Source organism: Rhodobacter sp. P1_C2, assembly GCF_056406375.1.
Window position 1 is genome coordinate 17,985 of the sequence record NZ_JBFUAG010000019.1, and the last position, 21,513, is coordinate 39,497.

Consider the following 21,513-nt stretch of genomic DNA (forward strand, 5'->3'; position numbering starts at 1 on the left):
CCGACCCCATGCTGACTGTTGAAACCCGCCACGCCGTGCATCCGGACCATGCCAAAACCATGGACACCACGGCCTTGCGCCGCCACTTCCTGACGGAAGGCATGTTTCAGCCCGGTCAGATCCGGCTGGTCTATACCCATTACGACCGTTTCGTGATGGGCGGGGCGGTGCCGGAGGGCCGTTCGCTCGTGCTGGATCATATCACCGAAACCCGCACCCCGGGCTTTCTGGACCGGCGCGAGATGGGCATCGTCAACATCGGCGCGGCGGGCACGGTTTCGGCCGGGGGGCAGACCTATCCGATGAACCGGGGCGATGTGCTTTACCTGGGCATGGGGTCGGGTCCGGTCACCTTTGCGGGTCAGGGGCGGTTCTACATCACCTCGGCCCCGGCGCATCGCACCTGCCCCTCGCGCCTTGTCACCGTGGCCGATGCCAAGGAGCTGCGCCTCGGCGCGCCCGAGACGGCGAACAAGCGGGTGATCCGCCAGTTCATCCATCCGCTCGTCATGGAAAGCTGCCAGCTGGTGCTGGGCTATACGACGCTGCTCGATGGATCGGTCTGGAACACGATGCCGGCCCATGTGCATGACCGGCGGATGGAGGCCTATCTTTACTTCGACATGACGCCCGAGGCCCGCGTCCTCCACCTGATGGGCGAGCCGCAGGAAACCCGGCACCTCTTCATCGCCAACGAGGAAGGCGCCCTCTCGCCGCCCTGGTCGGTGCATGCCGGGGCCGGGATCGGCGGCTATACCTTCATCTGGGCCATGGCGGGGGACAATGTGGATTACACCGACATGGACATGCTGCCTGCGGCGGCGCTGCGCTGATGGGCCCGTTTTCCCTTGCAGGCCGCCGCGCCCTGATCACCGGGGCCAATACCGGCATCGGGCAGGCGATCGCGCTGGCCATGGCCGAGGCCGGAGCCGAGGTGATCTGCGCCGCCCGCTCCTCCCTTGACGAGACCATGGCGGTGATCCCCGGCGCACGGGCACAGCATCTGGATTTCGCCGATCCGATGGCGGCATCGGGTCTGTTCGACGGCGCGGGCATCGACATCCTGGTCAACAACGCCGGGATCATCCGCCGCGCCGATGCGGTGGATTTCTCCGAGGCGGATTGGGATGACGTGATGGACGTCAACCTCAAGGCCGTCTTCTTCACCTGCCAGGCCTTTGGCCGCGCCGTTCTGGCGCGGGGCGGCACCGGCAAGATCATCAATGTGGCCTCGCTTCTGTCGTTTCAGGGCGGCATCCGCGTGCCCTCCTATACCGCGTCCAAGCACGGGGTGGCGGGGCTGACCAAGCTTCTGGCCAATGAATGGGCGGCCAAGGGCATCAACGTCAATGCCATCGCCCCCGGCTATATCGAGACCAACAACACCGAGGCGCTGCGTGCCGACCCCGACCGAAGCAGGGCGATCCTCGACCGCATCCCCGCCGGCCGCTGGGGACGGGCCGAGGATATCGCCGGCACCGCGGTCTTCCTTGCGTCCCCTGCCGCGGCCTATATCCATGGCGCGGTGCTCAACGTCGATGGAGGCTGGCTTGCCCGCTGATCTTCCCCGGCTGACCCGCAGCACGGGCCCCCGCCCCGGCGTCGGCATCGTCCATCTGGGCCTCGGCGCCTTCTTCCGTGCCTTTGGTGCGGTCTATGTCGCCGAGGCGATGCAAGCCTCGGGCGGCGACTGGGGCCTCATTGGCGTCAGCCTGAAAAGCCCCGCCACGCGCGATGCGCTGCGCGGGCAGGACTTTGCCTATACCTCGGTCACGCTGGGGGCAGCGGGCGAAAGCTGGACGACGGTCGAGGTGCTGGAGAATGTCCTCGTCGCCCCGGAAAACCCCGCGGCGGTTCTGGCCGCCATGGCCGCCCCCGCGACGAAGATCGTGACGCTGACGGTGACGGAGAAGGGCTATTGCCACAACCCGGCGACCGGGCACCTCAACCCCGACCACCCCGAGATTGTCCATGACCTTGCCCATGCCATGCCGGTCTCGGCGCCGGGATACCTCGTGCGGGCCTTGCAGCTGCGGCATGCGGCGGGACTTCAGCCCTTCACCGTGCTGACCTGCGACAACCTGCCGGACAACGGGCGGCTGGTGCGGGCGGTGGTCCTCGACCTCGCCCGGCGGATCGACCCGGCTTTGGCCGGTTGGATCGAGGCCGAGGGCCGCTTTCCCGCCACCATGGTCGACCGCATCACCCCCGCCACCACCGCCGAGGATATCGCCCGCCTCGCCGCCCTGACCGGCCGCCAGGATGCGGCGCCGGTGCTGCACGAGCCCTTCCGGCAATGGGTGGTCGAGGATGACTTCGTCGGCGGCGCCCGCCCCGACCTTGCCGCCGTTGGGGTGGAGCTGGTGGCCAATGTCACCGCCCACGAACACATGAAGCTGCGGATGCTGAACGGCACCCATTCCTCGCTCGCCTACCTCGGCTATCTCGCGGGCTATCAGACGATTGCCGAGACGATGCAGGACGCGGCCATGGCCTGCTTCCTGCGCAAGCTCTGGGGTGAGATCATGCCGGCGGTCACCGCCCCCGAAGGCGTCAGCCTGACCGCCTATGCCGACGCCCTCTTCGAGCGCTATGCCAATCCCGCGATCCGCCACCGGACCTGGCAGATCGCGATGGATGGCAGCCAGAAACTGCCGCAGCGGATCTTGGGCACCCTTGCGGCCAACCTTGCCGCGGGGCGGGCCTCGCCCGGACTCTGCCTCGCGGTGGCGGCCTGGATGCGCTATGTCGGGGGCGTGGACGAGGCGGGCCAGCCGATCGAGGTGAAGGACCCGCTCGCGACGCGCCTGCGCGTCCTGTGTGACGCAAACCCCACGCCCGAGGCGCGGGTGGCGGCCCTTCTGGCCGTGACCGAGGTCTTCCCCCCTTCCCTCGCGCCAGCCTTGCAGGCCCCGCTGACCGAGGCCGCCCGCCTGCTCTGGGCCAAGGGCGCAAAGGCGGCGGTTCGGGCCCCGTAAGGGACCGGGACCGCACGTCAGCGCGGGGGGACGAAGGGTCGGATGGAGGCGTCCTTTTCCGGCCCATAGGCGCGGGCCTTTAGGTTTGCACAGGTGTTCCGAAAATGCGCGATCTGGAAATTGGGCGTAAGGCCCGGAAACAATTCATTCTCCGGGGGCGCCGAAACCTGCACAATTAAACAATAATCAGCCGCCGGCCGAGAGATAATGAACGATCATTACGATCAATTTGATCTTGACCGCCAGAACCGCGCAAAGTGCCAGCCCGATTGCCAATTTCAACCGGAGCGACATCTTGCGCCGCGGCGGCACCCCGAACAGGCGCCGGGCGACGGCGGCATAGGGCACCGGCGCGGGCTGCGGGACATAGGCGGCGTTCAGGCTCTCGAACTTGGTGATCCAGAAATAATACTGCTCGCGCAGTGCGCCGTCGTTGCGCAGACGGCGTTCGATGGCCGCATTTTCCGCCCCCGTCAGCAGGCCCATCACATATTGCGCGACGGTGAAGTCATCGACGATGTCAGGAGATTTCATCGGTCTGCCCCCCGCTTTCCAGACAGACCCGCAAGCGCCGCAACGAGCGCCTGAGCCAGCTTTTCATCGTATTCATGGGGACTTGGAACTGCGAGACCAGTTCCTCGTAACTGGCGCCGTCCAGATAGGCCAAGCGCACACAGCGCTGGTGGCTCGGCTCCAGACGGTCGAGGCAGAGGGTCAGAAGGCGGATGTCGCTGTGCTGGATGGCCACCTGCTCCGGCCCCGGGGCATCGGACTCGACCGTATCCAGAAACGCCTCCCCGCCCGGCCGCCGCCCCATCGCGCGCAGCCTGTCGATCGCGGCATGGCGCGCCATATGGGCGATCCAGCACTCGGCATGGGCGCGAGTCGGATCGTAAAGGAAGGACTTGGTCCAGAGCCGCAGATACACCTCCTGATGGACTTCATCCGCCTCGCTCCTGTTGCGCAGAATCCGCATCAGGATGCCGTAAACCTTGGCGGAGGTCGCCTCGAACAGGCTCTGGAACGCGCTGCGCGAGCCTTGTTTGACCCCGGCCATAAGCTCATCGAGCCGGCCCAGCCTTTTATCCTCGTCAAGTTTGGCAGAGGAATTTTCCATAATTTTGCCATATGAATTGATCAAGGTCTGATGACCATAGGCCAAATTCAATACGGGAGGGAGTGGTAAATGGAAATGGCGCAAAGGATCGGTCCGCAGAAGCTCAAGGCCGCTGCTGCCGTCTTCGTCGGTCTGCATGTTCCGCTGGTCGGGCTGGTGGTTTACGCGATGATGACGGATCTGGCCGGGATGATGCCCGTGCTGATCGTGGCGCTGGTTTCGACGCTGGTCGGCGTCGTGGCCACGATTGCCGCGCTGTTCCAGATCCTGAACGCCCCGGTGGCCGCCGGTGCCGCCGATCGGGGCTATCAGCTGTCCTGACGGCGCAGCCCTTCTGACCCGCGACATCCTTGCCTGACAGGTTGCCCCCTCCACCCGGCATGGTGGAGGGGTATTTTTTGCGCTGTGTCCGATTTTTTCCATGCCGCCCCCTATTCGATCAGCCGGGGCGCGCCGGAACATCCGGCATTCAAAAGCTCCAGATTGGCCTGGGCGACGGACAGGCCCAGAAGGTCCTTCACGACGTTCTGGGTCAGCAGACCCTCTGCCCCAGTCGCCTGGGCCACGTTGACGGCCGCCGTGTTCAACTGGCCGATGATGGAGTTCAGAAGCGTCGTCGTTGTCGACAGGGTCGCGCTGACGAGGCAGCCGAGCGGGTTGGTACAGGCGCTGGACCCTCCGGTCTGGCCGCTGATCGCCGTGCTGGCGGTGGTCAGCATCGCGCCGATCTTCGCATCGATCGTCGCGGTCAGGGCGGCAAGGTCCACCGCCACCGTCGGGCCGAAGGTCTTGACCGGATGGTTGGTCGCCTCTTCGCGGGTATAGCTGGTGCGGCTGTTGACGCGCGAGACCACCGCATCCGCGACATGGCCAAGGCCCGACAGGTTCAGCGGCAGGCCCAGGACATCGACCTGAAGATCAAGGTCCAGCAGGCTGGCGGTGACCGGGTCAAAGACGGCGACCACGGTTCTGTCGTCCTGCGAACAGGTGGTACCCTCGTCGGTCAGCCGGGCCGAGGCATTGGCCACTTCCAGCGCCATCGTCAGTTTGAAGAGGCTGAGGATCTGGACAGCCGGAAGCTCGACCCGGATCTGGCTGGTGCGGGCCACGGCGGCGGGATCGCCGGGAATCGCCCCCAGAACGATCTGGCGCGGATCGCCGACCGTGACCTTGGCCTGCAGCGTGCCGACCGAGGGCAGGGTCACGCCGGTCTCCACGGTGGCCACCCGCTTGGCCAGAAGCTCCGCCGTGGCGAAGGCGATGTCAGAGGCCTTGATCGACAGCGGCGGCAAGGGCTGTCCGACGCGGATATTGCGCAGATCGGGGGCGAGATAGATCACATCGGCCAGCCGGATCGTCTGGCTGCCACCCGCCACCGGAAGGCCCAGCGCCGCGCCCAGCACCGAGGAGACCGGCAGATTGGCGTTCAGGATATCGCCATAGGTCAAGTCAGAGCCGCTTGGCGTCAGCAGGCTCGCATCGGCCTGCAGGCTTTGCAGAAAGGACTGCCCGGAGATATGGGCATCGATGCCCCGCCCGCTGCACAGCACGTCGACTTGGGCGCCGATCAGCGGCTGCAGGACCGGGCGCAACAGATTGAGGCTGAGCAGGCAGTTCGACAGCGCGAAGCTGACCCGCGGCTGCTGCGAGGCGACGGCGGACCGGACGATGAAATGGTCCTCCTTGCCCACGAAAAGCGGCAGGATATACATGACGGCCTTGGCCATCACCGTCACCTTGACCGCGTTGTTCTTGCCGATCTCCTGCTGGTCCGCCGCGGCGATGAAATCGGCGCGCGAGGCCTGCCCGATCTGGATGCGCGAATCCGGCGTCGGCTGGGTCGGATAGCTTCCGTTCGCGTCGATGGTCAGGCGCGCCTCCTTGCGCATGCCCTCGGCGGTGTCGAAATGGCGGATCGCGGTCAGGGCCGCCAGATCGGCCTGGGCCTGAACATAGCGCTTCTCGGCCTCGAGGCTGGCCACATCGATCGCAATTCCCGCCGCGAAGAGCAGCAGCGGGAAGAGGATCATGAACAGGACGGAAATGGCGCCCTGCTCGGCCTGACGGAAACGTCGCGGACTGAAGGCGCGGCCCATGATCAGAGCCACATCTTGGAGCTGCGGTTCATCTCGGACAGGTCGATGCCGATCAGATTGGCCAGCGCCATGATCGGATGGTTCGCCATGTCATAGGTGACCGTCACCGTCAGGGCATCGGCGGAATCCAGTTCGCACTTGATCCCCTTGAACCGCGAGGCGGACAGGAAGTCGCCCGTTTTGATCACCGAAGGCGCCAGTTCGGTTTCCAGGGCGGAACACAGGGTGGCCGAGGGCATCCCCGGCTCGTAATAGCGCAGGCTGCCCCGGGTCAGTTCGAAGGAGACCTGCTGCACCTGGCTGGAGGTGACCAAGAGGATGCTGCCGCTGGCGAAAAGGATGAAAAGGCTGATGATCGCCGGCAGGATCAGGACAAACTCGACAGAGACGGCGCCGGAGGTGCCGGTCATAAAGCGCTTCAAGCCCGTGGCCAGAAACGCCGGGCAGAAGCTGCGGCCAAACATGGCGATACTTGATACGGTGCGTTCCATGATATCTCCCAGTTCCCCACCAGGTTTCGGTTCATGAAAGGCCTGCGGTGTCGTCGCTGTCGCAGGACACTTCATAGTTGATTACGCCGGGGGAATACAAATTGTTGCACCCTTGTCTGAAATTTTCTTACAAAAAATGACTTGTATGTATGCATATATTGCCTGAAAGGGCCGAAAACACCGCCCACGCCGCCTGAAAGAGTCAAGCATTACAGGCCCGTCGCGGCGGTTCTTCACTCTGGCCAAGGCGGCTTTCCGCCCTGCTGGGGCGTCTTGCCGCGGCACGCCGCGTCGCCGTGGGCTGGGCGCCAACACTATTTAACTTCGCTTAACTTTGTTCGCGCCCTCCCGTGGCCCACAGTCAAGCCACCGCGGTGCGATGGTGAGCCCGCCTCTCAGGGAGATGGACCATGAAGCCACTGTTTGCGATTGCCTTGGCCTGTGCAGCCTTTGGGGTGCCCGAGCTGGCGCAAGGCGCCTGCGTCCCACCGGTCACCGGCCCTGCCGCCTTTTCGGTGCCGGTCATCCATTACAGGACGGCCGATATCGACGGCGTGAAGGTCTTCTACCGCGAGGCGGGGCCGGCCGATGCCCCGGTCGTGCTGTTGCTGCACGGCTTTCCGACCTCCTCGCACATGTTTCGCAACCTGATCCCGCTGCTGGCCGACCGCTACCATGTGATTGCCCCGGACTACCCCGGCTATGGCCAAAGCGATGCGCCCGATCACACGACCTTCGAATATTCCTTCGCGCATCTGACGGATGTGGTGGACAGTCTGACCCAGAAGCTCGGCCTCGACCGTTACAGCATGTATGTGATGGATTACGGCGCCCCGATCGGCTACCGGCTGGCGCTCAAGCATCCCGACAAGGTGCAGACCCTGATCGTGCAGAACGGCAATGCCTATACCGAGGGGCTTTCCGCCTTCTGGGACCCGATCAAGGCCGACTGGGCCGAACCGACGCAAGCCCACCGCGACGCGCTGAACGGGCTGGTGACGCGGGAGACGACGATTTTCCAATATACCGACGGCATGGGCGATGTGGCGCGGATCAGCCCGGACAACTGGACGGTGGATCAGGCCCTGCTGGACCGCCCCGGCAACCGCGACATCCAGTTGGACCTTCTGCGCAACTACGGCACCAACGTGCCGCTTTATCCCGACTTTCAGGCCTTCTTCCGCGAGAAGAAACCGCCAACGCTGATCGTCTGGGGCAAGAATGACGTGATCTTCCCCGAGGCCGGCGCCCATCCCTATCTGCGCGACCTCCCCGATGCCGAGATGCATATCCTCGACTCCGGCCATTTCGCGCTGGAGGACAAGCTGGACGTGATGGCCCCGCTGATCCACGACTTCCTGGACAGAAAGCTCTGCTCCTGAGGCGCGGGCCACCTTCAACCGAAACGCCAGATCAGGAGAGCGCCCATGCCCCCCGCCACGCGTCCGAAATCCAGCATCCTGCCCACTGGCGGGGGTGCGGCGCTGATCGACCCTGCCGATACGCTGGTGCTGCTGCTCGACCACCAGTCCGGCCTGTTCCAGACCGTCAAGGACATCCCCGTGGCCGATCTGCGCCGCAATGTCGAGATGATCGCGCGGCTTTGCACCCTGTTGAAGATCCCGGTCATCACCACGGCGTCCGAACCTGCCGGCACCAATGGCCCCCTGATGCCGGAGATCCACCGCGATGCGCCCCATGCCGTCTATGTCGCCCGCAAGGGCGAGGTGAACGCCTGGGACAATGCCGACTTTGTGGCCGCGGTGGAAAAATCCGGCCGCAGGACCCTCGTCATGGCCGGGGTCTGGACCAGCGTCTGCGTGATGTTTCCCGCCCTCGGTGCCGTTCTTGCCGGCTATGATGTCTATGCGGTGATCGACGCCTCGGGCGACCCGAGCGAGATGGCCTCGCGCACCTCGCTCGCGCGGTTCGTGCAGGGCGGGGTGAAGCCCACGACGACCAATGCCCTGCTGTCCGAACTGCACCGCACCTGGGCCCGGCCCGAGGCGGCGGAACTGGCGCAGCTTTACGGGCTGGTGTCGCCGAACTACGCGGCCGTCATCGAAAGCTATATGCGGGCGCAAGAGGCCGCGAAGGCCTGAAGCTTCCCGCCCCGGAACCTTGCGGGCGCGATCAACGGAGGTGACTTATGCCCTATGGTTTCATGGAGATCGCCCTGACGCCCAGCGTCCATGCCGCGCAGGTGGAAATGGGGACCGACCATCTCTGGACCGAGTTCAAGGGCCACCGCGCCTCTGACCGCTTCACCCCGCAGGAGGTGGGCTTCATCGCAGAGCGCGACAGTTTCTACATCGCCTCGGTGTCGGAAACCGGCTGGCCCTATGTCCAGCATCGCGGCGGGCCGGCGGGGTTCCTGAAGGTGATCGACGCGCAGACCCTCGCCTTCGCCGATTATCGCGGCAATCGGCAGTATATCAGCACCGGCAATTTCCTGGCGAACGGCAAGGCCTGCCTGATCCTGATGGATTATCCGAACCGGGCGCGGCTGAAGATCTTCGGCGAGGTCGAGAGGGTCACGCTCGAAGCGGACCCCGCCCTGCGCGAGAGCGTGACCGACGCGGCTTATGGCGCGAGGCTGGAGCGGATCTTCCGCCTCCGCCTCAAGGCCTTTGACTGGAACTGCCCCCAGCACATCACCCCCCGCTTCACCGAAGCCGAGGTCGCGGCGGCCGTGCAGCCGCTGCACGATGCCATCACCCGGCTGGAGCAGGAAAACGCCCGCCTGCGCGCCCTGTTCGGCGATGGCGGCGCAGCGCCCGGCTGAACCTTTACAGGCCGAGGTCGGACAGGCCGGGATGATCGTCCGGCCTGCGCCCCAGCGGCCAGCGGAACAGGCGGTCAGCCTCGCGGATCGGCAGGTCGTTGATGCAGGCATGGCGCTGCGCCATCAGGCCATCGGGCGCAAATTCCCAGTTTTCATTGCCATAGGAGCGGTACCAGTTGCCGCTGTCGTCGTGCCATTCATAGGCATAGCGCACCGCGATGCGGTTGCCGGTGAAGGCCCAAAGCTCCTTGATCAGCCGGTAATCCAGCTCGCGGTTCCACTTGCCGGTCAGGAAGGCCTGCGCCTCGGCGCGGTTGGTCACGAAGGTGACGCGGTTGCGCCAGCGCGTATCCTCGGTATAGGCGAGCGCCACCTTGGCCGGATCACGGCTGTTCCAGCCATCCTCGGCCAGACGGACCTTCTGGATGGCCGTCGCTTCGGTGAAGGGCGGCAGCGGCGGGCGGGACATGAGAGCTTTCCTTCCTGAAGTTCCGGTTCAGAGCGCGACGAAGCGGAAGGCATCGCCCTCGCGCATGACGCGGCCAAGTCCCGGCGCGGTGACATGGTTGCCGGCGACAATCAGCCCCTCGGTCGCGGCCATGTCAAGAACCTTGCGCCGGGTGACCTCGGCCGCCGCCGGGTCGGCGTCCAGCACCCAGCCGACCTCGGGATGTTCGAAGTGGATGTGATCGGAGACCACCGAATCGCCGAGCAAAAGGAGCTTCTCGCGCCCGAAATCGACCAGAACCACACAATGCCCGGCGGTATGGCCAAAGGCCGGCAGCATGGTGATCCCACCGCCCAGGTCCGTCTCGCCGGCGTGCAGGACGACCGAGTCTTTCACCATGCGGGCGGTTTTCTGCACCGCCGCAACCATCGGGCGCATGGCGTCCGGGGCGGTGGTGTCGAACCCCTCTTTGGTCCAGAAGGCCCATTCCGTCTCGTTCACATGGATCTTGGCCTTGGGAAAGGTCAGCGCCCCGTCATAGACCGTGCCGCCGAAATGGTCGGGGTGCATATGCGTGATGACGATATCGGTGATGTCGCCGGGTGCCAGCCCCGCCGCCGCCAGTTCGGCGGGCACATGGCCCACGGTCTTGAACTGGTCGGTGATGAAGCGGTCGTTGCCCGCGCCCGCATCAAGCAGGAAGACCCGGTCGCCGCTGCGCACCACATAGGCATTGGCGCCGATCACCACCGGATTGCCCAGCCCGGCCTTCTCGGCCTCGGTCGCGCCGATGAAGGCATCCGCCGGAAAGGCGAAGGTCCCGTCGGAGAGCGTGATCACTTCCCCGTCACCCAGCGCAAAACGCGCCGCCGCGATGGAGCGCCCGGCGAGGCCAGCCCCGGCCAGGGCGGCAAGGCTGAAGGTGAAAATCCTGCGGGTCATGCGGGTCGGGATCATCGGGGGCCCTCCTCTGCTGGCGTCAGCGCCGAAGATACCGCGAGGCGGAGGTCCGGCCTCGTTAATTCTGGTAAAATTCCGCGATGCCTTCGCGGCCTCTGAAGGCGTTCTCAGGCGCCGAGCGTGTCAAGGATCGCCTGCGCGGCAAGGAAGTCGCCGCTGTGCTGGCCTGCGGGGAAGCTGCGGTACAGGGGCAAAAGCGCCGCGCGTGCCGCCCCGGGCCTCTTGTCCGCAAGGCAGAGCTGCGCGAGATCTACCGCCGCCCGCATCTGCCAGCCACGGGCCCCGCATTCCGCGGCCATGGCGATGGCCCGCAGCAAGGTCGCCTCGGCCTCGGGCCGCTGCCCGGCAAGGGTCAGGACCGCGGCCTCGATCCGCAGCAGTTCCGGCCGGCACCAAAGCTCGCCCTGCGCCGCGCACCGCGCCAGCGCCTCGGCGATGGCATCGGCGGCCTCGGCCAGCCGGCCGCATCGGGCAAGGGCCTCGGCCAGGGCGCCGACGAAATAGGGGGTGCGCACGCGGTGCCGGATCGCATCCAGACCGGAAATCCCCTGCCGCAACAGGGTGATGCCTTCGTCCGACAAGGGGTCCTCGGCGCTGGCCAGAAGACCGCGGTAGCACAGGATCACCGGGCGCCAGGTTTCAAGATCGTTGCGCTCGACCAGGGTTTCCAGCATCTCCAGCCGGATTCGGGCCAGGTCGTGATGCCGGCTCCACAAGGCCACCGGGATGGCCGAGACGACAAGCGCGGTGACGATCGTCATCTCGTGGCCGATCTTCACCGTGTGGTTCAGCACCGCCTCGCTGGTCCGCGCCGCCTTGTCAGGGTGCCCGGCGACCCATTGGAACATGCCGAGGATGACGCCGAACTTGCTGGTCGTCTCGAAAAGGAACCGCGCCATCTGTGCCCCGGCGGGCGCGGCGGGATCGGGCTGGAAATGGCCTTCGATCCGCGCGATCACCTGGCTGATCCGGCCCAGATAGAACTCGGCCAGCGAGAGCATCGTCATGCCATCGGCCAGGGCCGAAGGGTCCTTTTCCCCGGCGACAGAACGGAAAGCCTCCATATGCGCCTTGGCGGCGCTGTGCTGCCCGGTGAAGACCTCATAGCCCCCGATCAGCCACAGGTTGCGCAGGTAGAAGTCAGTATCCTCCAGCGCCTCGGCGATCTGCATCGCGCGTTCGGCGGCGGCCAGCGTGTCGACCTTCAGGCTATGGGTGAACATCGAGGCCCCGGCGAGGAAGGTCTGCAGCTTCATCTCGATCCTGGTGCCGGCAAGGCCTGCGGCGTCGAGGCCGGCGATGGCACGGATGACGGCAAGCCTGCATTCCTTGGTCAGCGAGAAATGGTTCCAGAGCGGGGTTCCCGCCGCCGTCAGCTGCACCAGAAGTGCTGTGTCACCGGTGGCGGAACCCGCCCAGACCAGGGCGGCGCGCAGCTCGGGAAGGGCAGATTGATAGCGGGCGCCCCAGTCCGGCGCCGGGGTCGTGGGCCATTCGCTGGTCGCCCGGTCCAGCACGGCGCAGATCTGCGTGGCATGGCGGCGCTGCACCGCGTCGCGCAGGCCGGAGGCCGCGAGCCGTTCCAGGCAATAGACCCTTGTGGTTTCCAGGAGCCGATAGGTCACGCCATCCGGACGCAGCTCTGCCGCCAGAAGCGACTTTGCCGCCAGCTGGCGCAGCCCCTCGGCGGTGTCGTCCGGCGGTGATTGCGCGACGGCGGCGGCATCCTCCTGCCGGAAGGGGCCTGCAAAGACCGCAAGGGCGCTCAGCATCGCGGCCTCTTCCGGCGCGAGGAGGCGGAAGCTCCAGTCCAGCGTCGCAATCAGGGCGCGCTGGCGTTCCGGCCCGGCCCGCCGCCCGTCCAGAAGGCGAAAGCCATCATCCAGCGCGCCCAGCAAGGCACTGACGCTGAACATGTCGACCCGCGTCGCCGCAAGTTCGATGGCAAGCGCCAGACCATCGAGACGCTGGCAGATCCGTGCGACGAAGGGCGCCTCGGCATCGTTCAAGCGGAAAGATTGCAGGCGCGCCGTGGCGCGGTCGGCGAAAAGCTGCACCGCCGGGAAGGTGAGGGCCTGCGCCGCCGTCAGATCTGCCGCAAGGGGCGGCACCTCCAGCCCTTCCAGCCGGCGCACCCGCTCGCCGTTCACGCCCAGCGGCTCGCGGCTGGTGGCAAGCAGGACCACGCCGCGGGTCCGGGCGGCGATCCGTTCGGCACAATCCGCCGCCGCATCGATGAGATGTTCGCAATTGTCGAGGATGAGAAGCATCTCCCGGTCGCGCAGATGAAGGCAGAGTGCGGCGAGCGGGTCGGCCGCGCTGGTCCGAAAGCCTACGGCCGAGGCCACGGCAAGGGGCAGCATCAAAGGGTCGGTCAGCGCCGCAAGATCGACCAGCCAGATCCCGTCGCGGAAATCGCCCAGCGCCGCCTCTGCCACCGCCGTGGCCAGCGTGGTCTTGCCGACCCCGCCGGGGCCGACGATGGTCTCGATCCGGGTGGCGCGCAGATCGGCGCGGATCGCCGCGATCTCGGCCTCGCGCCCGAAGATGCGCGTGGTGAGGCTGGGCAGGTTGTCGCGCCGGGTTTGTGGCGCAGGGCGGGGCGGGGCTGCGCCCGGATGATGGTGGACGGGGGCCACGAACCGATAGCCCCGGCCCGCGACCGTGGCGATATAGGGTCCGGCCTCGGGCCGCAGGGCCAGGGTGCGGCGCAGGGCCGACATGTTGACCTTGAGGTTGCTTTCCTCGACCAGGGTGCTGGGCCAGACCCGCGCCATCAGATCGCCCTTGCTGACGATCTCGCCCGGCCGCTCGACCAGGAGGGTCAGGATGTCCAGCGCCCGCCCGCCCAGCCGCACCGGGTTTCCATCGCACAGGAGGGATTGGCGTTCCGGGGTCAGTTCGAAAGGGCCGAAGACAAAGCGACATGGCGCGGTCCTGTCGACATCGCTTTGCATCCCGCCCGGCCCCCTGTTCTTGCGCCCCGGGCGAATAGTAGGGCATGGCCCGCCACGGGTCCATCGCGACATGGCGCGGCGCTACATTTCACGTTTCAGGATTTATCGTTCCGATACAGACCCTTGATCGACGCGCGGCCGCCCCCTTCCCCGCCAGGCAAGCGCTTGCGTCCCCAGCCCGGCTAAGGCTGCGGTGCGTCCTTGGCCTCGACATAGACCGTATCGGTGGGCCCGTTGCCCGAGATGTAAAGGACGACCGGCTCCTTGCCGGTCCGGGCGAAATGGGCCTGCCCGCCCGGCTCGGTGTAAAAGCTGCCGGGCGGCAGGGGCTTTAGGCTGGCCTCGGTGTTGGTCGGGCCAAAGCCGAACCACCAGGTGCCCGAGATGACGACCGCGGTCCGGTCGTCGCGGTGGGTATGGGCTGCGATGACCGTCTCGGGCGGCACGCGAAGCGCGATCGTGTAGGGCCCGGCAAGCTTGGGGTCCCCCATCAGGATCGTGGTCCTGATCCCGGCCACGCCGGAGGTTCCGGCCCCTGCCCCCTGCGCGGCAAGGCCCGCAATCTCCGCCGGGTCGAGGCGCAGCTGACCGAGGGGCGCGGCGGTTGCGGCAAAGGCCGCTGCGCAGGTCAGGACGACAAGGCCCGCGCCGATCCTGCCCCGCGCGCTCATTGGATGAAGGCCTGGATGACGCGGACGGTGTCTTCGGGGTTTTCCTCCATCAGCCAGTGGCCGGCCTTCGGGATCACCGCCCCCTGCACGTTGGTGAAGGCCGCCTTGGTCACCTCGGCCATCCCGCTGCCGAAGGAGGCTTCGCCCCCGATGGCCAGGACCGGGGTCGCCAGCATCCCGGCCTCAAGCGCCTTGCGGTTGTCGATGGCATCCTGATCGAAGGCATGGAACTGCTCGAACCCGTCATGCATCGCATGCGGCAGGGCGTAGAGCTTGGCGTAATGCTCGCGGCTCGCCTCGTCGAAATTCTTCGGATCGGCGGAGAAATCGTTCCAGAACCGGTCGAGGTAGATCCGCTCGCGCCCCGCCACCAGACGTTCCATATCCGGCCCGCCAAAGCGGAAGTGCCAGAGGAGCGGGTTCTTCAGGATCTCTTCCCAAGGGCCGACGCCGGGCACCGGGGCATCCATCAGCACCAGTTTCGTGGTGCGCTGGGGATCTTCCACCACGAAGGCGAAGGCCACCATGTTGCCGATGTCATGCGCCACGACATCGACCTTGTCGACCTTCAGCGCGTCCAGCACGCTGGCGATGTCGCGGCCCTGGTTCATCTTGTCATAGCCGCTGTCGGGGTGATCCGACAGGCCCATGCCGCGCAGATCGGGCACGATCACCTTGTGGGTCTTGGCCAGGGCAACGGCCAGAGGCTCCCACATGTCGCCGGATTCGCCATAGCCGTGCAGCAGGACAACCGCCGGCCCCTCGCCGCCGACGCGGACGAAAAGGCTGGTGCCATTGGTGGCGATCTTCTCGGTCTTGAAGTCAGAGGGGAAGGGTTTGACCTCTGCGAAGCCCGGGAGGGCAGCAAGGACAAATCCGCTTGCGATCAAGAGTTTGAACAGGTGTTTCATGGCTTTTCCTCTACCTTCTGTCGGGATCAGGATAGCTTTCCCGCCGACCTCAGGCTTGATCAGGGCTGCTGGTCTTGTCGAACACTGCTGTCGCATCGGCGGCGCGGCGGATGGGTCAAACCAGTTGCCTCCGGCCCGCGAAAGCGGCAAGTTAACGAACGGCGATGCATGTACGGCAGCCCCGCGGGATCAGGCCGCGACACCCCCGGCCCGGCGGGTGCGGCTGCGCTTCAGGAAGGATTGGCGCGGTGAATGAAGACGGCGATCTGCAACGTCTGGAGCCTTTGCCCGCCAAGCTGTCCGGCGACCTTCAGTCCTGGGAGAACAGCTTTCGCATCGCGATCGACACCATCCCCGGCCTTGCCTGGTTCGGCAGCGCCGAAGGCCCGGTCGAATTTCTGAACCGTCAGTGGTGCGACTTCACCGGGATCGCGATGGAGGATGCCTTGGGCTGGGGCTGGGCCAGCACGATCCACCCCGAGGATCAGCCGGGACTGGAGGCGCATTGGCGCGTCGCCCTCACCCGCGGCGTGCCGGGCGAGACCGAGGCCCGCGTCCGCCGCTTTGACGGGACCTATCGCTGGTTCCTCTTCCGCTATGCCCCCCTGCTGGATGATCTGGGCCGGGTGGTGAAATGGTACGGCTGCAACATCGACATCGAGGACCGCAAGCTGGCCGAAAGGGCGCTGCGCGCCTCTGAACAGGTGGCGCGCGGCCAGGTCAACGCGCTCAAGAGCACGCTCGACACGCTGGCGATGGAAACCGATCCCGGCCAGTTGGTCGCGCATCTGATGCGGACGATGATCGAACAGTTCGGCGCCGAAAGCGCCAGCGTCTGGCGCCCGAGCCCCTGGCGCCACGGCACGACGGACGAGACCATGACGCTCGATTTCGTCTTCGAGGGCGGGCGGGTCGTGCCCTCTTCCGACATCCGATTTGCCGGCATGGACCTTGCCCTGCCGATGGAGGATGTCTGGCCCTGGGCGGAGGTCTTCCGGCTGGGAAAGCCCAGCGTCATTGCCGATATCCGCGCCGTGCGCCCCTTCCCCCTGCGCGACAGGCTGCTGCCGCTGGGCATCGTGACGGTGCTGCTGGTCCCGATGACGGTGGCCGGGCGGCTGGAGGGGGTGATCGGTCTGCGCTTCCGCGCCCGGCGCGATTTCGAGACCGAAAGCCTCGGGCTGGCCCAGGCCCTTGCCAATCAGGCCATGCTGATGATCAAGCTCGCCGAATTGTCCGCGCAGGGCCGCGAAGCCGCCGTCGTGGGCGAACGCAACCGCATCGCGCGCGACATCCACGACACGCTGGCGCAGGGGTTCACCGGCATCATCGTCCAGCTGGAGGCCGCCGAGGACGCCAGCCGCCGCAACCTCGGCCATGAGGCCGAACAGCATGTGGTCACCGCCCGCAACCTCGCCCGCGACAGCCTGCGCGAGGCCCGCCGCTCGGTTCAGGCGCTGCGGCCGCAGCCGCTCGAGGAATGCGAGCTGACGACCGCCGTCCGCGCCCTCTTCGCGCGTCTGCCGGAAGGCGCGGCCCTGCGCGCCGACTTCAAAGTGATCGGCCCGACCTGGCCCCTGCCGCCCGAATGGGAGGAGAACCTGTTCCGCATCACGCAGGAGGTCCTGACCAATGTCCTGCGCCACGCCCGCGCCACGCGGCTGGCGGTGTCGATCACCTTCAACACCGATGCTGTGCTGGTCGAATTCGTCGATGACGGCCAGGGCTTCGATCCCGCCGCGGTCAGCGAGGGCTTCGGCCTGCTGGGCATGCGCGAAAGGGTCGATGCGATGGGCGGGCAGATGCACATCCGCAGCGCCCGGGGCCGCGGCACGACCATGTCGATCCGCCTGCCGCCCACTTCTCGCGATGCGCCGGGGCCAAGGGCATGACCGCACAGTCCCGTCCCGGCAAGCCGATCCGCGTGCTGATCACCGATGACCATGTCACCGTGCGCGAGGGCCTTGCCGCGATCATCGGGCGCCAGCCTGACATGGTCGTGGTGGCCGAAGCCGCCAATGGCCGCGAATGCCACGAGCTCTGGCGGCAGTTCCACCCCGATGTGGTGCTGGTCGACCTACGGATGCCGGTGCTGGACGGTGTCGGCGCCATCGAGGCGATCCGCCGCGAAGACGGAACGGCGCGGCTGATCGTGCTGACCACCTTCGACACCGACTATGACATCACAAGGGCGATCATGGCCGGGGCCAAGGGCTACATCCTCAAGGACGCGCTGCGCGAGGAGCTCCTCGACTGCATCCGCGCCGTCCACGCCGGCGAAACCCGGATTCCGGCCTCGCTGGTGGCGAAATTCGCCGCCGGGGTCAGCGACGAATCCCTCACCAGCCGCGAGCTGGAGGTGCTGACGCTTCTGGCCCGCGGGCTCAGCAACAAGGACATGAGCGTCCAGCTGAACATCGGCGAAACCACGGTGAAATCACATTTGCGCAGCATTTTCAGCAAGCTGCGGGTGCTGAGCCGGACCGAGGCCATCACCGTCGCCAACCGCCGCGGCCTGGTTCACCTTTAGCCGCCCCTCCTTCGAAAGGAGGAGACTTTCCCCGTCCCTTCGCGGTGCAAAAGCCCCCGTCCGGCGATCAATTGACCGCGGAGGACCCCCGATGTGATCCTTTCCCATCAGGAGGGCCCGGACACATGGGACGATTGCTGGCAGATTTCAGGGCTCCGCAAGAGCCGTCAGACCCCGAGGAGGTGGTGGCACTCGTGGCCCGCCTCCTGCACCGCGCCTCGCAATCGCTCTACCGCGACATTGCCGTGGCCCGGTCCGAGATCCAGACGGCGGTGGACCTGCTGGCGGACAGAAGGCCGGCGCCGAAACCCCGCCCGGCTCCGCGGGCGGCGCGGCAATCCGGTGCGCTGGCGCCCTGGCAGATGCGCTGCGTGACCGACCATATCGCGGCGCATCTTGAAAGCCAGATCGCGGTCGAGGATCTGGCCGGCATCACCCGGCTCAGCACCAGCTACTTCTTTCGCGCCTTCAAGCGCAGCTTCGGCATGGCGCCGCATGCCTATGTCGTGGCCGCCAGACTGACCCTTGCCCGCAGCCTGCTGATGGGCAGCGAGGAGCAGCTCTGCGCCATAGCCCTGGCCTGCGGCTTCGCCGATCAGGCGCATTTCTCGCGGGTGTTCCAGCGCGAGATGGGCTGCTCTCCCGGCAAATGGCGGCGGGAACAGCGCGCCAACCCGCTTGCCGCACGCATCGCCCTGCCGCAGGCCGACAGAACCCCGGCCCGCGCGGTTCTTGAGGCGCCTGCGGGCATCGCGCAGATCCGCCTGCCCGTTGGTCTTGCCATCCTGCCCGCCTGCTAGACAGGGATCAGGCCGGGCCAGAGATCAGGATCGCGCGGAAATCGTTCACATTTGTCAGGGTGGGTCCGGTGATCACCTGCCCGCCGATTGCGGCGAAGAAGCTGTGGGCGTCGTTGCCCTCTAGTGCCGCCTGCGGGTCGATGCCTCTGGCGCGGGCCCGCGAAAGCATGTCGGGGCCAAGGACCGCGCCCGCCACCTCGGCGCCACCATCCACGCCATCGGTGTCACAGGCGATGGCATGGACGCCTTCCGCCCCGTTCAGCGCCAGGCCAAGGGCGAGGGCATATTCGGCATTGGGGCCGCCGATGCCACGGCCCTTGCGGGTGACGGTCAACTCGCCGCCCGAAAGCAGCAGAAACGGCGGGTCGCCCGGGTGCCAGTCTTGCCGGAGCTTGAGGGCAAGCGCCGCGTGCCGGGCAGCCACGCTGCGCGCCTCGCCTTCCAGATCGCACCCCAGCACCTCGACCCGGCAACCCGAGGCGCAGGCCAGATCGGCGGCGGCGGAAAGCGACTGCGCCGGGGCGGCAATGATGCGGTTGCGCACGCGGCTCAGCCTCGGGTCACCCTCCGGCACGCAGCGGGACGGAGCCAGAAGCGCCCTGCGGATGGCCTCGGGCGGGTTCAGGTTCCACCTTTCCAGGGCTTCGGCAACGTCGACGGCGGCGGGGGCTTCGCCCAAGGTCGGACCCGACCCGATCAGCGAGGGGTCATCGCCCGGCACATCCGAGATCATCAGGGCCAGCATCCGCGCCGGTCCTGCCACGGCCAATTGCCCGCCCTTGACCCGACTCAGACGCTTGCGCAGGGCGTTCATCAGGGAAATCGGCGCGCCGCTGGCCAGAAGGGCGGCGTTGAAGGCGGCTTTCTCGGCCAGGCTCACCCCCGCGACCGGGGCCACCAGAAGCGAGGAGGCCCCGCCGGAGATCAGCGCCAGAACGAAATCCTCGCGCCCCAGCCCGCCCAGAAGGTCGAGCATCCGCGCCGTGGCCACAAGGCCGGCCTGATCCGGCACAGGATGGGCGGCCTCGACAATCTCGATGCCGCGGCAGGGCCTGGCATAGCCGTACCGGGTGATCACCAGCCCCTCGCAGGGGCCCCAGGCGGCCTCCACCGCCTCGGCCATGCGGGCGCTGGCCTTGCCGGCACCGACGACGACCACGCGGCCCCTGGGGCGGGGCGGCAGATGTGCTGACAGCGCGCGCATCGGATCGGCAACCTCGACCGCGCGATCAAAGAGGCGGCGCAGAAAGGCGAGCGGGTCCTGCATCCCTCACCTCACCCAGGGGCTGCGCTTGCCGATGGCGATATGGACGGACTTGACCTCGGTATATTCCTCGACCCCCAGCATCCCCGCCTCGCGCCCGATGCCCGATTGCTTGAAGCCGCCCATCGGCTGGCCCGGCCCGCCGGCAATCGTGGTGTTGACCCAGGTCCGCCCGGCCTCGACCCCGCGCATCAGGGTCAGGGCCTTGTCGATGTCCTTGGTCCAGATCGAGGCGGCAAGGCCATAGATCGAGTCGTTGGCCATCTGCAGCGCCTCCTTCGGCGTCCGGAAGGTCATCACGCAAAGCACCGGGCCGAAGATTTCCTCGGAGGCGACGCGCATCCCGTTAAGGGTGCCGGTCAGGATGGTCGGTTCGATGAACCAGCCCGGCGCGTCGCGCCTTTGCCCACCAAAGGCCAATGTTGCCCCCTCGGCCTCGCCCAGCGCGATGTAGTCGAGGATCTTGGTGCAATGTTCCGGTGTCGCAATCGCGCCCATCTGGCTTTCGGGGTCCAGACAATCGCCGATCCGCACCCGGGCAAGCCGGTCCTGCAAAAGGTCGAGGAATTGGTCCGCCACGGAAGCCTCCACGATCAGGCGGCTGCCCGAGACACAGCATTGCCCGGCGTTGAAACACATCGCGAAGGCGACGCCATCGGCCGCGTCCTCAAGATCGGCATCGGCAAAGACGATCTGCGGGTTCTTGCCGCCCAGCTCCAGCCCGACCTTCTTGAAGTTCGAGGTCGAGGCCTGCAGCACCAGCGCCCCCGTCGCGGTCGAGCCGGTGAAGGACACCATGTCGATATCCCTATGTGCGCTGATCGCCTGCCCCACCTCGCGGCCCGTGCCGGGCACCACATTGTAGACGCCCGCCGGCAGGCCCGCCGCTTGCGCGATATCGGCCAGCATCAGGGTCGTGGCCGAGGTGATCTCGGCCGGTTTGACCACCACCGAATTGCCCGAGGCGAGGATATAGGGCAGCCGTTCGGCCAGGACGATCATCGGAAAGTTCCAGGGCGTGATCAGGCCCACGACGCCCACCGGCTGGCGGGTGACAAGGCCCAGCATCGCCTCGCCCAGATGGTTCGCGCTTTCGCCGTGCAGGGTCAGGGCCAGGCCAGCGGCCAGGTCGAAGTTCTGCGCCGCCCCCTCCATCTCGCCCAGAGATTGCGAGATCGGCTTGCCGGATTCGAGCGTCTCCCAATAGGCCAGCTCCGCCGCCGCCGACCGGATGCCCTCGGCCATCCGGCGCAGCACGGCGGCACGGCTGGCGCCATCGCAGCGCGACCAGAGGCCGGCGCGAAAGACGCGGCGCGCCGCAGCGACGGCGCGGTTCACATCCTCGACGCTGCACAGCGGGATGCGGGTGACGGGCAGGCCATAACCGGGTGCGATGCGGGTTGAAAGGGCGCGGTCGCCCGCTGACTCCCACAGCCCGTCAATGAACAGGCCAAAGGTCTTCGGCGCCTCGGGCAGGGCCCGACGGCTGAGGTTCGTCATGATGT

The 21,513-nt window shown here is 66.8% G+C and carries 21 protein-coding genes; 10 read left to right on the top strand and 11 right to left on the bottom strand.

Translation table 11 applies throughout. The features are described 5' to 3' along the window. Positions 1-8 precede the first annotated feature (8 nt). Genes kduI through AC1DZT_RS23325 form a run of 3 tightly spaced genes read left to right on the top strand, consistent with a single transcriptional unit; the run spans position 9 to position 2,978 of the window. A complete protein-coding gene (gene kduI / locus AC1DZT_RS23315; protein ID WP_478009049.1) occupies positions 9-833 on the top strand; it encodes a 5-dehydro-4-deoxy-D-glucuronate isomerase in 825 nt (274 codons plus the stop codon). Further along, positions 833-1,561 (top strand): 2-dehydro-3-deoxy-D-gluconate 5-dehydrogenase KduD, encoded by a 729-nt coding sequence (kduD, locus tag AC1DZT_RS23320; protein WP_478009050.1) that lies wholly within the window; start codon positions 833-835, stop codon positions 1,559-1,561. Before kduI ends, kduD begins: the two co-directional genes overlap by 1 nt. Further along, positions 1,539-2,978, top strand: a complete 1,440-nt coding sequence (locus AC1DZT_RS23325; RefSeq protein ID WP_478009051.1) for a mannitol dehydrogenase family protein — start codon at positions 1,539-1,541, stop codon at positions 2,976-2,978. The genes kduD and AC1DZT_RS23325 overlap by 23 nt, the downstream gene beginning before the upstream one ends. A 186-nt stretch (positions 2,979-3,164) precedes the next feature. Here AC1DZT_RS23325 and AC1DZT_RS23330 read toward each other — a convergent pair whose 3' ends face one another. Next, positions 3,165-3,512: a hypothetical protein gene (locus AC1DZT_RS23330; RefSeq protein ID WP_478009052.1), complete on the bottom strand. Its 348-nt coding sequence runs from the start codon at positions 3,510-3,512 to the stop codon at positions 3,165-3,167. Next, positions 3,499-4,095, bottom strand: a complete 597-nt coding sequence (locus tag AC1DZT_RS23335) for a sigma-70 family RNA polymerase sigma factor (protein ID WP_478009053.1) — start codon at positions 4,093-4,095, stop codon at positions 3,499-3,501. Before AC1DZT_RS23335 ends, AC1DZT_RS23330 begins: the two co-directional genes overlap by 14 nt. Positions 4,096-4,164: 69 nt before the next feature. Between AC1DZT_RS23335 and AC1DZT_RS23340 the strand changes: the two genes are divergently transcribed. Beyond that, positions 4,165-4,416 (top strand): hypothetical protein, encoded by a 252-nt coding sequence (locus AC1DZT_RS23340; protein ID WP_478009054.1) that lies wholly within the window; start codon positions 4,165-4,167, stop codon positions 4,414-4,416. A gap of 110 nt (positions 4,417-4,526) precedes the next feature. Here the strand turns inward: AC1DZT_RS23340 and AC1DZT_RS23345 are convergent, their stop codons facing one another. After that, positions 4,527-6,191 carry a pilus assembly protein TadG-related protein gene (locus AC1DZT_RS23345; protein WP_478009055.1) on the bottom strand — a complete coding sequence of 555 codons (1,665 nt, stop codon included), beginning with the start codon at positions 6,189-6,191 and terminating at the stop codon, positions 4,527-4,529. Between the two features lie 2 nt (positions 6,192-6,193). Beyond that, positions 6,194-6,682, bottom strand: a complete 489-nt coding sequence (locus AC1DZT_RS23350) for a TadE/TadG family type IV pilus assembly protein (protein ID WP_478009056.1) — start codon at positions 6,680-6,682, stop codon at positions 6,194-6,196. Positions 6,683-7,092: 410 nt separating this feature from the next. Here AC1DZT_RS23350 and AC1DZT_RS23355 point away from each other — a divergent pair, with 410 nt between their 5' ends. The 3 genes from AC1DZT_RS23355 to AC1DZT_RS23365 are packed head-to-tail and all read left to right on the top strand — an operon-like array spanning position 7,093 to position 9,467. Beyond that, positions 7,093-8,064 carry an alpha/beta fold hydrolase gene (locus AC1DZT_RS23355; RefSeq protein WP_478009057.1) on the top strand — a complete coding sequence of 324 codons (972 nt, stop codon included), beginning with the start codon at positions 7,093-7,095 and terminating at the stop codon, positions 8,062-8,064. A 45-nt stretch (positions 8,065-8,109) separates the two neighbouring features. Further along, positions 8,110-8,784 carry an isochorismatase family protein gene (locus tag AC1DZT_RS23360; RefSeq protein ID WP_478009058.1) on the top strand — a complete coding sequence of 225 codons (675 nt, stop codon included), beginning with the start codon at positions 8,110-8,112 and terminating at the stop codon, positions 8,782-8,784. 47 nt (positions 8,785-8,831) lie between these two features. After that, entirely contained in the window at positions 8,832-9,467 is a 636-nt protein-coding gene (locus tag AC1DZT_RS23365) for a pyridoxamine 5'-phosphate oxidase family protein (RefSeq protein ID WP_478009059.1), read from the top strand. A 4-nt stretch (positions 9,468-9,471) separates the two neighbouring features. On the opposite strand, the gene AC1DZT_RS23370 is transcribed toward AC1DZT_RS23365, so the two are convergent. From AC1DZT_RS23370 to AC1DZT_RS23390, 5 genes are all read right to left on the bottom strand, one after another. After that, complete coding sequence (locus tag AC1DZT_RS23370) at positions 9,472-9,936, bottom strand: nuclear transport factor 2 family protein (protein WP_478009060.1); 465 nt, start codon at positions 9,934-9,936, stop codon at positions 9,472-9,474. Between the two features lie 27 nt (positions 9,937-9,963). Next, positions 9,964-10,872, bottom strand: coding sequence for an MBL fold metallo-hydrolase (locus AC1DZT_RS23375; RefSeq protein ID WP_478009061.1), 909 nt, complete (start codon positions 10,870-10,872; stop codon positions 9,964-9,966). A gap of 110 nt (positions 10,873-10,982) precedes the next feature. Further along, positions 10,983-13,832 carry an ATP-binding protein gene (locus AC1DZT_RS23380; RefSeq protein WP_478009062.1) on the bottom strand — a complete coding sequence of 950 codons (2,850 nt, stop codon included), beginning with the start codon at positions 13,830-13,832 and terminating at the stop codon, positions 10,983-10,985. Positions 13,833-14,014: 182 nt separating this feature from the next. Continuing rightward, positions 14,015-14,503 (bottom strand): cupin domain-containing protein, encoded by a 489-nt coding sequence (locus tag AC1DZT_RS23385; RefSeq protein ID WP_478009063.1) that lies wholly within the window; start codon positions 14,501-14,503, stop codon positions 14,015-14,017. Beyond that, positions 14,500-15,414, bottom strand: a complete 915-nt coding sequence (locus AC1DZT_RS23390; RefSeq protein ID WP_478009064.1) for an alpha/beta fold hydrolase — start codon at positions 15,412-15,414, stop codon at positions 14,500-14,502. The genes AC1DZT_RS23385 and AC1DZT_RS23390 overlap by 4 nt, the downstream gene beginning before the upstream one ends. 248 nt (positions 15,415-15,662) lie before the next feature. Between AC1DZT_RS23390 and AC1DZT_RS23395 the strand changes: the two genes are divergently transcribed. From AC1DZT_RS23395 to AC1DZT_RS23405, 3 genes are all read left to right on the top strand, one after another. After that, positions 15,663-17,306 carry a sensor histidine kinase gene (locus AC1DZT_RS23395; protein WP_478009065.1) on the top strand — a complete coding sequence of 548 codons (1,644 nt, stop codon included), beginning with the start codon at positions 15,663-15,665 and terminating at the stop codon, positions 17,304-17,306. Beyond that, positions 17,303-17,944 carry a response regulator gene (locus tag AC1DZT_RS23400; RefSeq protein ID WP_478009066.1) on the top strand — a complete coding sequence of 214 codons (642 nt, stop codon included), beginning with the start codon at positions 17,303-17,305 and terminating at the stop codon, positions 17,942-17,944. The genes AC1DZT_RS23395 and AC1DZT_RS23400 overlap by 4 nt, the downstream gene beginning before the upstream one ends. Positions 17,945-18,069: 125 nt before the next feature. Further along, on the top strand, positions 18,070-18,744 hold the full coding sequence (locus AC1DZT_RS23405) for a helix-turn-helix transcriptional regulator (RefSeq protein ID WP_478009067.1): 675 nt from the start codon (positions 18,070-18,072) through the stop codon (positions 18,742-18,744). 7 nt (positions 18,745-18,751) lie between these two features. On the opposite strand, the gene AC1DZT_RS23410 is transcribed toward AC1DZT_RS23405, so the two are convergent. Both AC1DZT_RS23410 and AC1DZT_RS23415 read right to left on the bottom strand, forming a co-directional pair. After that, a complete protein-coding gene (locus AC1DZT_RS23410; protein ID WP_478009068.1) occupies positions 18,752-20,011 on the bottom strand; it encodes a glycerate kinase type-2 family protein in 1,260 nt (419 codons plus the stop codon). A 3-nt stretch (positions 20,012-20,014) separates the two neighbouring features. Next, complete coding sequence (locus AC1DZT_RS23415) at positions 20,015-21,508, bottom strand: aldehyde dehydrogenase family protein (RefSeq protein ID WP_478009069.1); 1,494 nt, start codon at positions 21,506-21,508, stop codon at positions 20,015-20,017. Positions 21,509-21,513: the final 5 nt, after the last annotated feature.

Coding starts and splice junctions, on each gene's coding strand:
- kduI (WP_478009049.1), top strand. CDS start 9: ATGCTGACTGTTGAAACCCGCCACGCCGTGCATCCGGACCATGCCAAA.
- kduD (WP_478009050.1), top strand. CDS start 833: ATGGGCCCGTTTTCCCTTGCAGGCCGCCGCGCCCTGATCACCGGGGCC.
- AC1DZT_RS23325 (WP_478009051.1), top strand. CDS start 1,539: ATGGAGGCTGGCTTGCCCGCTGATCTTCCCCGGCTGACCCGCAGCACG.
- AC1DZT_RS23330 (WP_478009052.1), bottom strand. CDS start 3,512: ATGAAATCTCCTGACATCGTCGATGACTTCACCGTCGCGCAATATGTG.
- AC1DZT_RS23335 (WP_478009053.1), bottom strand. CDS start 4,095: ATGGAAAATTCCTCTGCCAAACTTGACGAGGATAAAAGGCTGGGCCGG.
- AC1DZT_RS23340 (WP_478009054.1), top strand. CDS start 4,165: ATGGAAATGGCGCAAAGGATCGGTCCGCAGAAGCTCAAGGCCGCTGCT.
- AC1DZT_RS23345 (WP_478009055.1), bottom strand. CDS start 6,191: ATGGGCCGCGCCTTCAGTCCGCGACGTTTCCGTCAGGCCGAGCAGGGC.
- AC1DZT_RS23350 (WP_478009056.1), bottom strand. CDS start 6,682: ATGGAACGCACCGTATCAAGTATCGCCATGTTTGGCCGCAGCTTCTGC.
- AC1DZT_RS23355 (WP_478009057.1), top strand. CDS start 7,093: ATGAAGCCACTGTTTGCGATTGCCTTGGCCTGTGCAGCCTTTGGGGTG.
- AC1DZT_RS23360 (WP_478009058.1), top strand. CDS start 8,110: ATGCCCCCCGCCACGCGTCCGAAATCCAGCATCCTGCCCACTGGCGGG.
- AC1DZT_RS23365 (WP_478009059.1), top strand. CDS start 8,832: ATGCCCTATGGTTTCATGGAGATCGCCCTGACGCCCAGCGTCCATGCC.
- AC1DZT_RS23370 (WP_478009060.1), bottom strand. CDS start 9,936: ATGTCCCGCCCGCCGCTGCCGCCCTTCACCGAAGCGACGGCCATCCAG.
- AC1DZT_RS23375 (WP_478009061.1), bottom strand. CDS start 10,872: ATGATCCCGACCCGCATGACCCGCAGGATTTTCACCTTCAGCCTTGCC.
- AC1DZT_RS23380 (WP_478009062.1), bottom strand. CDS start 13,832: ATGCAAAGCGATGTCGACAGGACCGCGCCATGTCGCTTTGTCTTCGGC.
- AC1DZT_RS23385 (WP_478009063.1), bottom strand. CDS start 14,503: ATGAGCGCGCGGGGCAGGATCGGCGCGGGCCTTGTCGTCCTGACCTGC.
- AC1DZT_RS23390 (WP_478009064.1), bottom strand. CDS start 15,414: ATGAAACACCTGTTCAAACTCTTGATCGCAAGCGGATTTGTCCTTGCT.
- AC1DZT_RS23400 (WP_478009066.1), top strand. CDS start 17,303: ATGACCGCACAGTCCCGTCCCGGCAAGCCGATCCGCGTGCTGATCACC.
- AC1DZT_RS23405 (WP_478009067.1), top strand. CDS start 18,070: ATGGGACGATTGCTGGCAGATTTCAGGGCTCCGCAAGAGCCGTCAGAC.
- AC1DZT_RS23410 (WP_478009068.1), bottom strand. CDS start 20,011: ATGCAGGACCCGCTCGCCTTTCTGCGCCGCCTCTTTGATCGCGCGGTC.
- AC1DZT_RS23415 (WP_478009069.1), bottom strand. CDS start 21,508: ATGACGAACCTCAGCCGTCGGGCCCTGCCCGAGGCGCCGAAGACCTTT.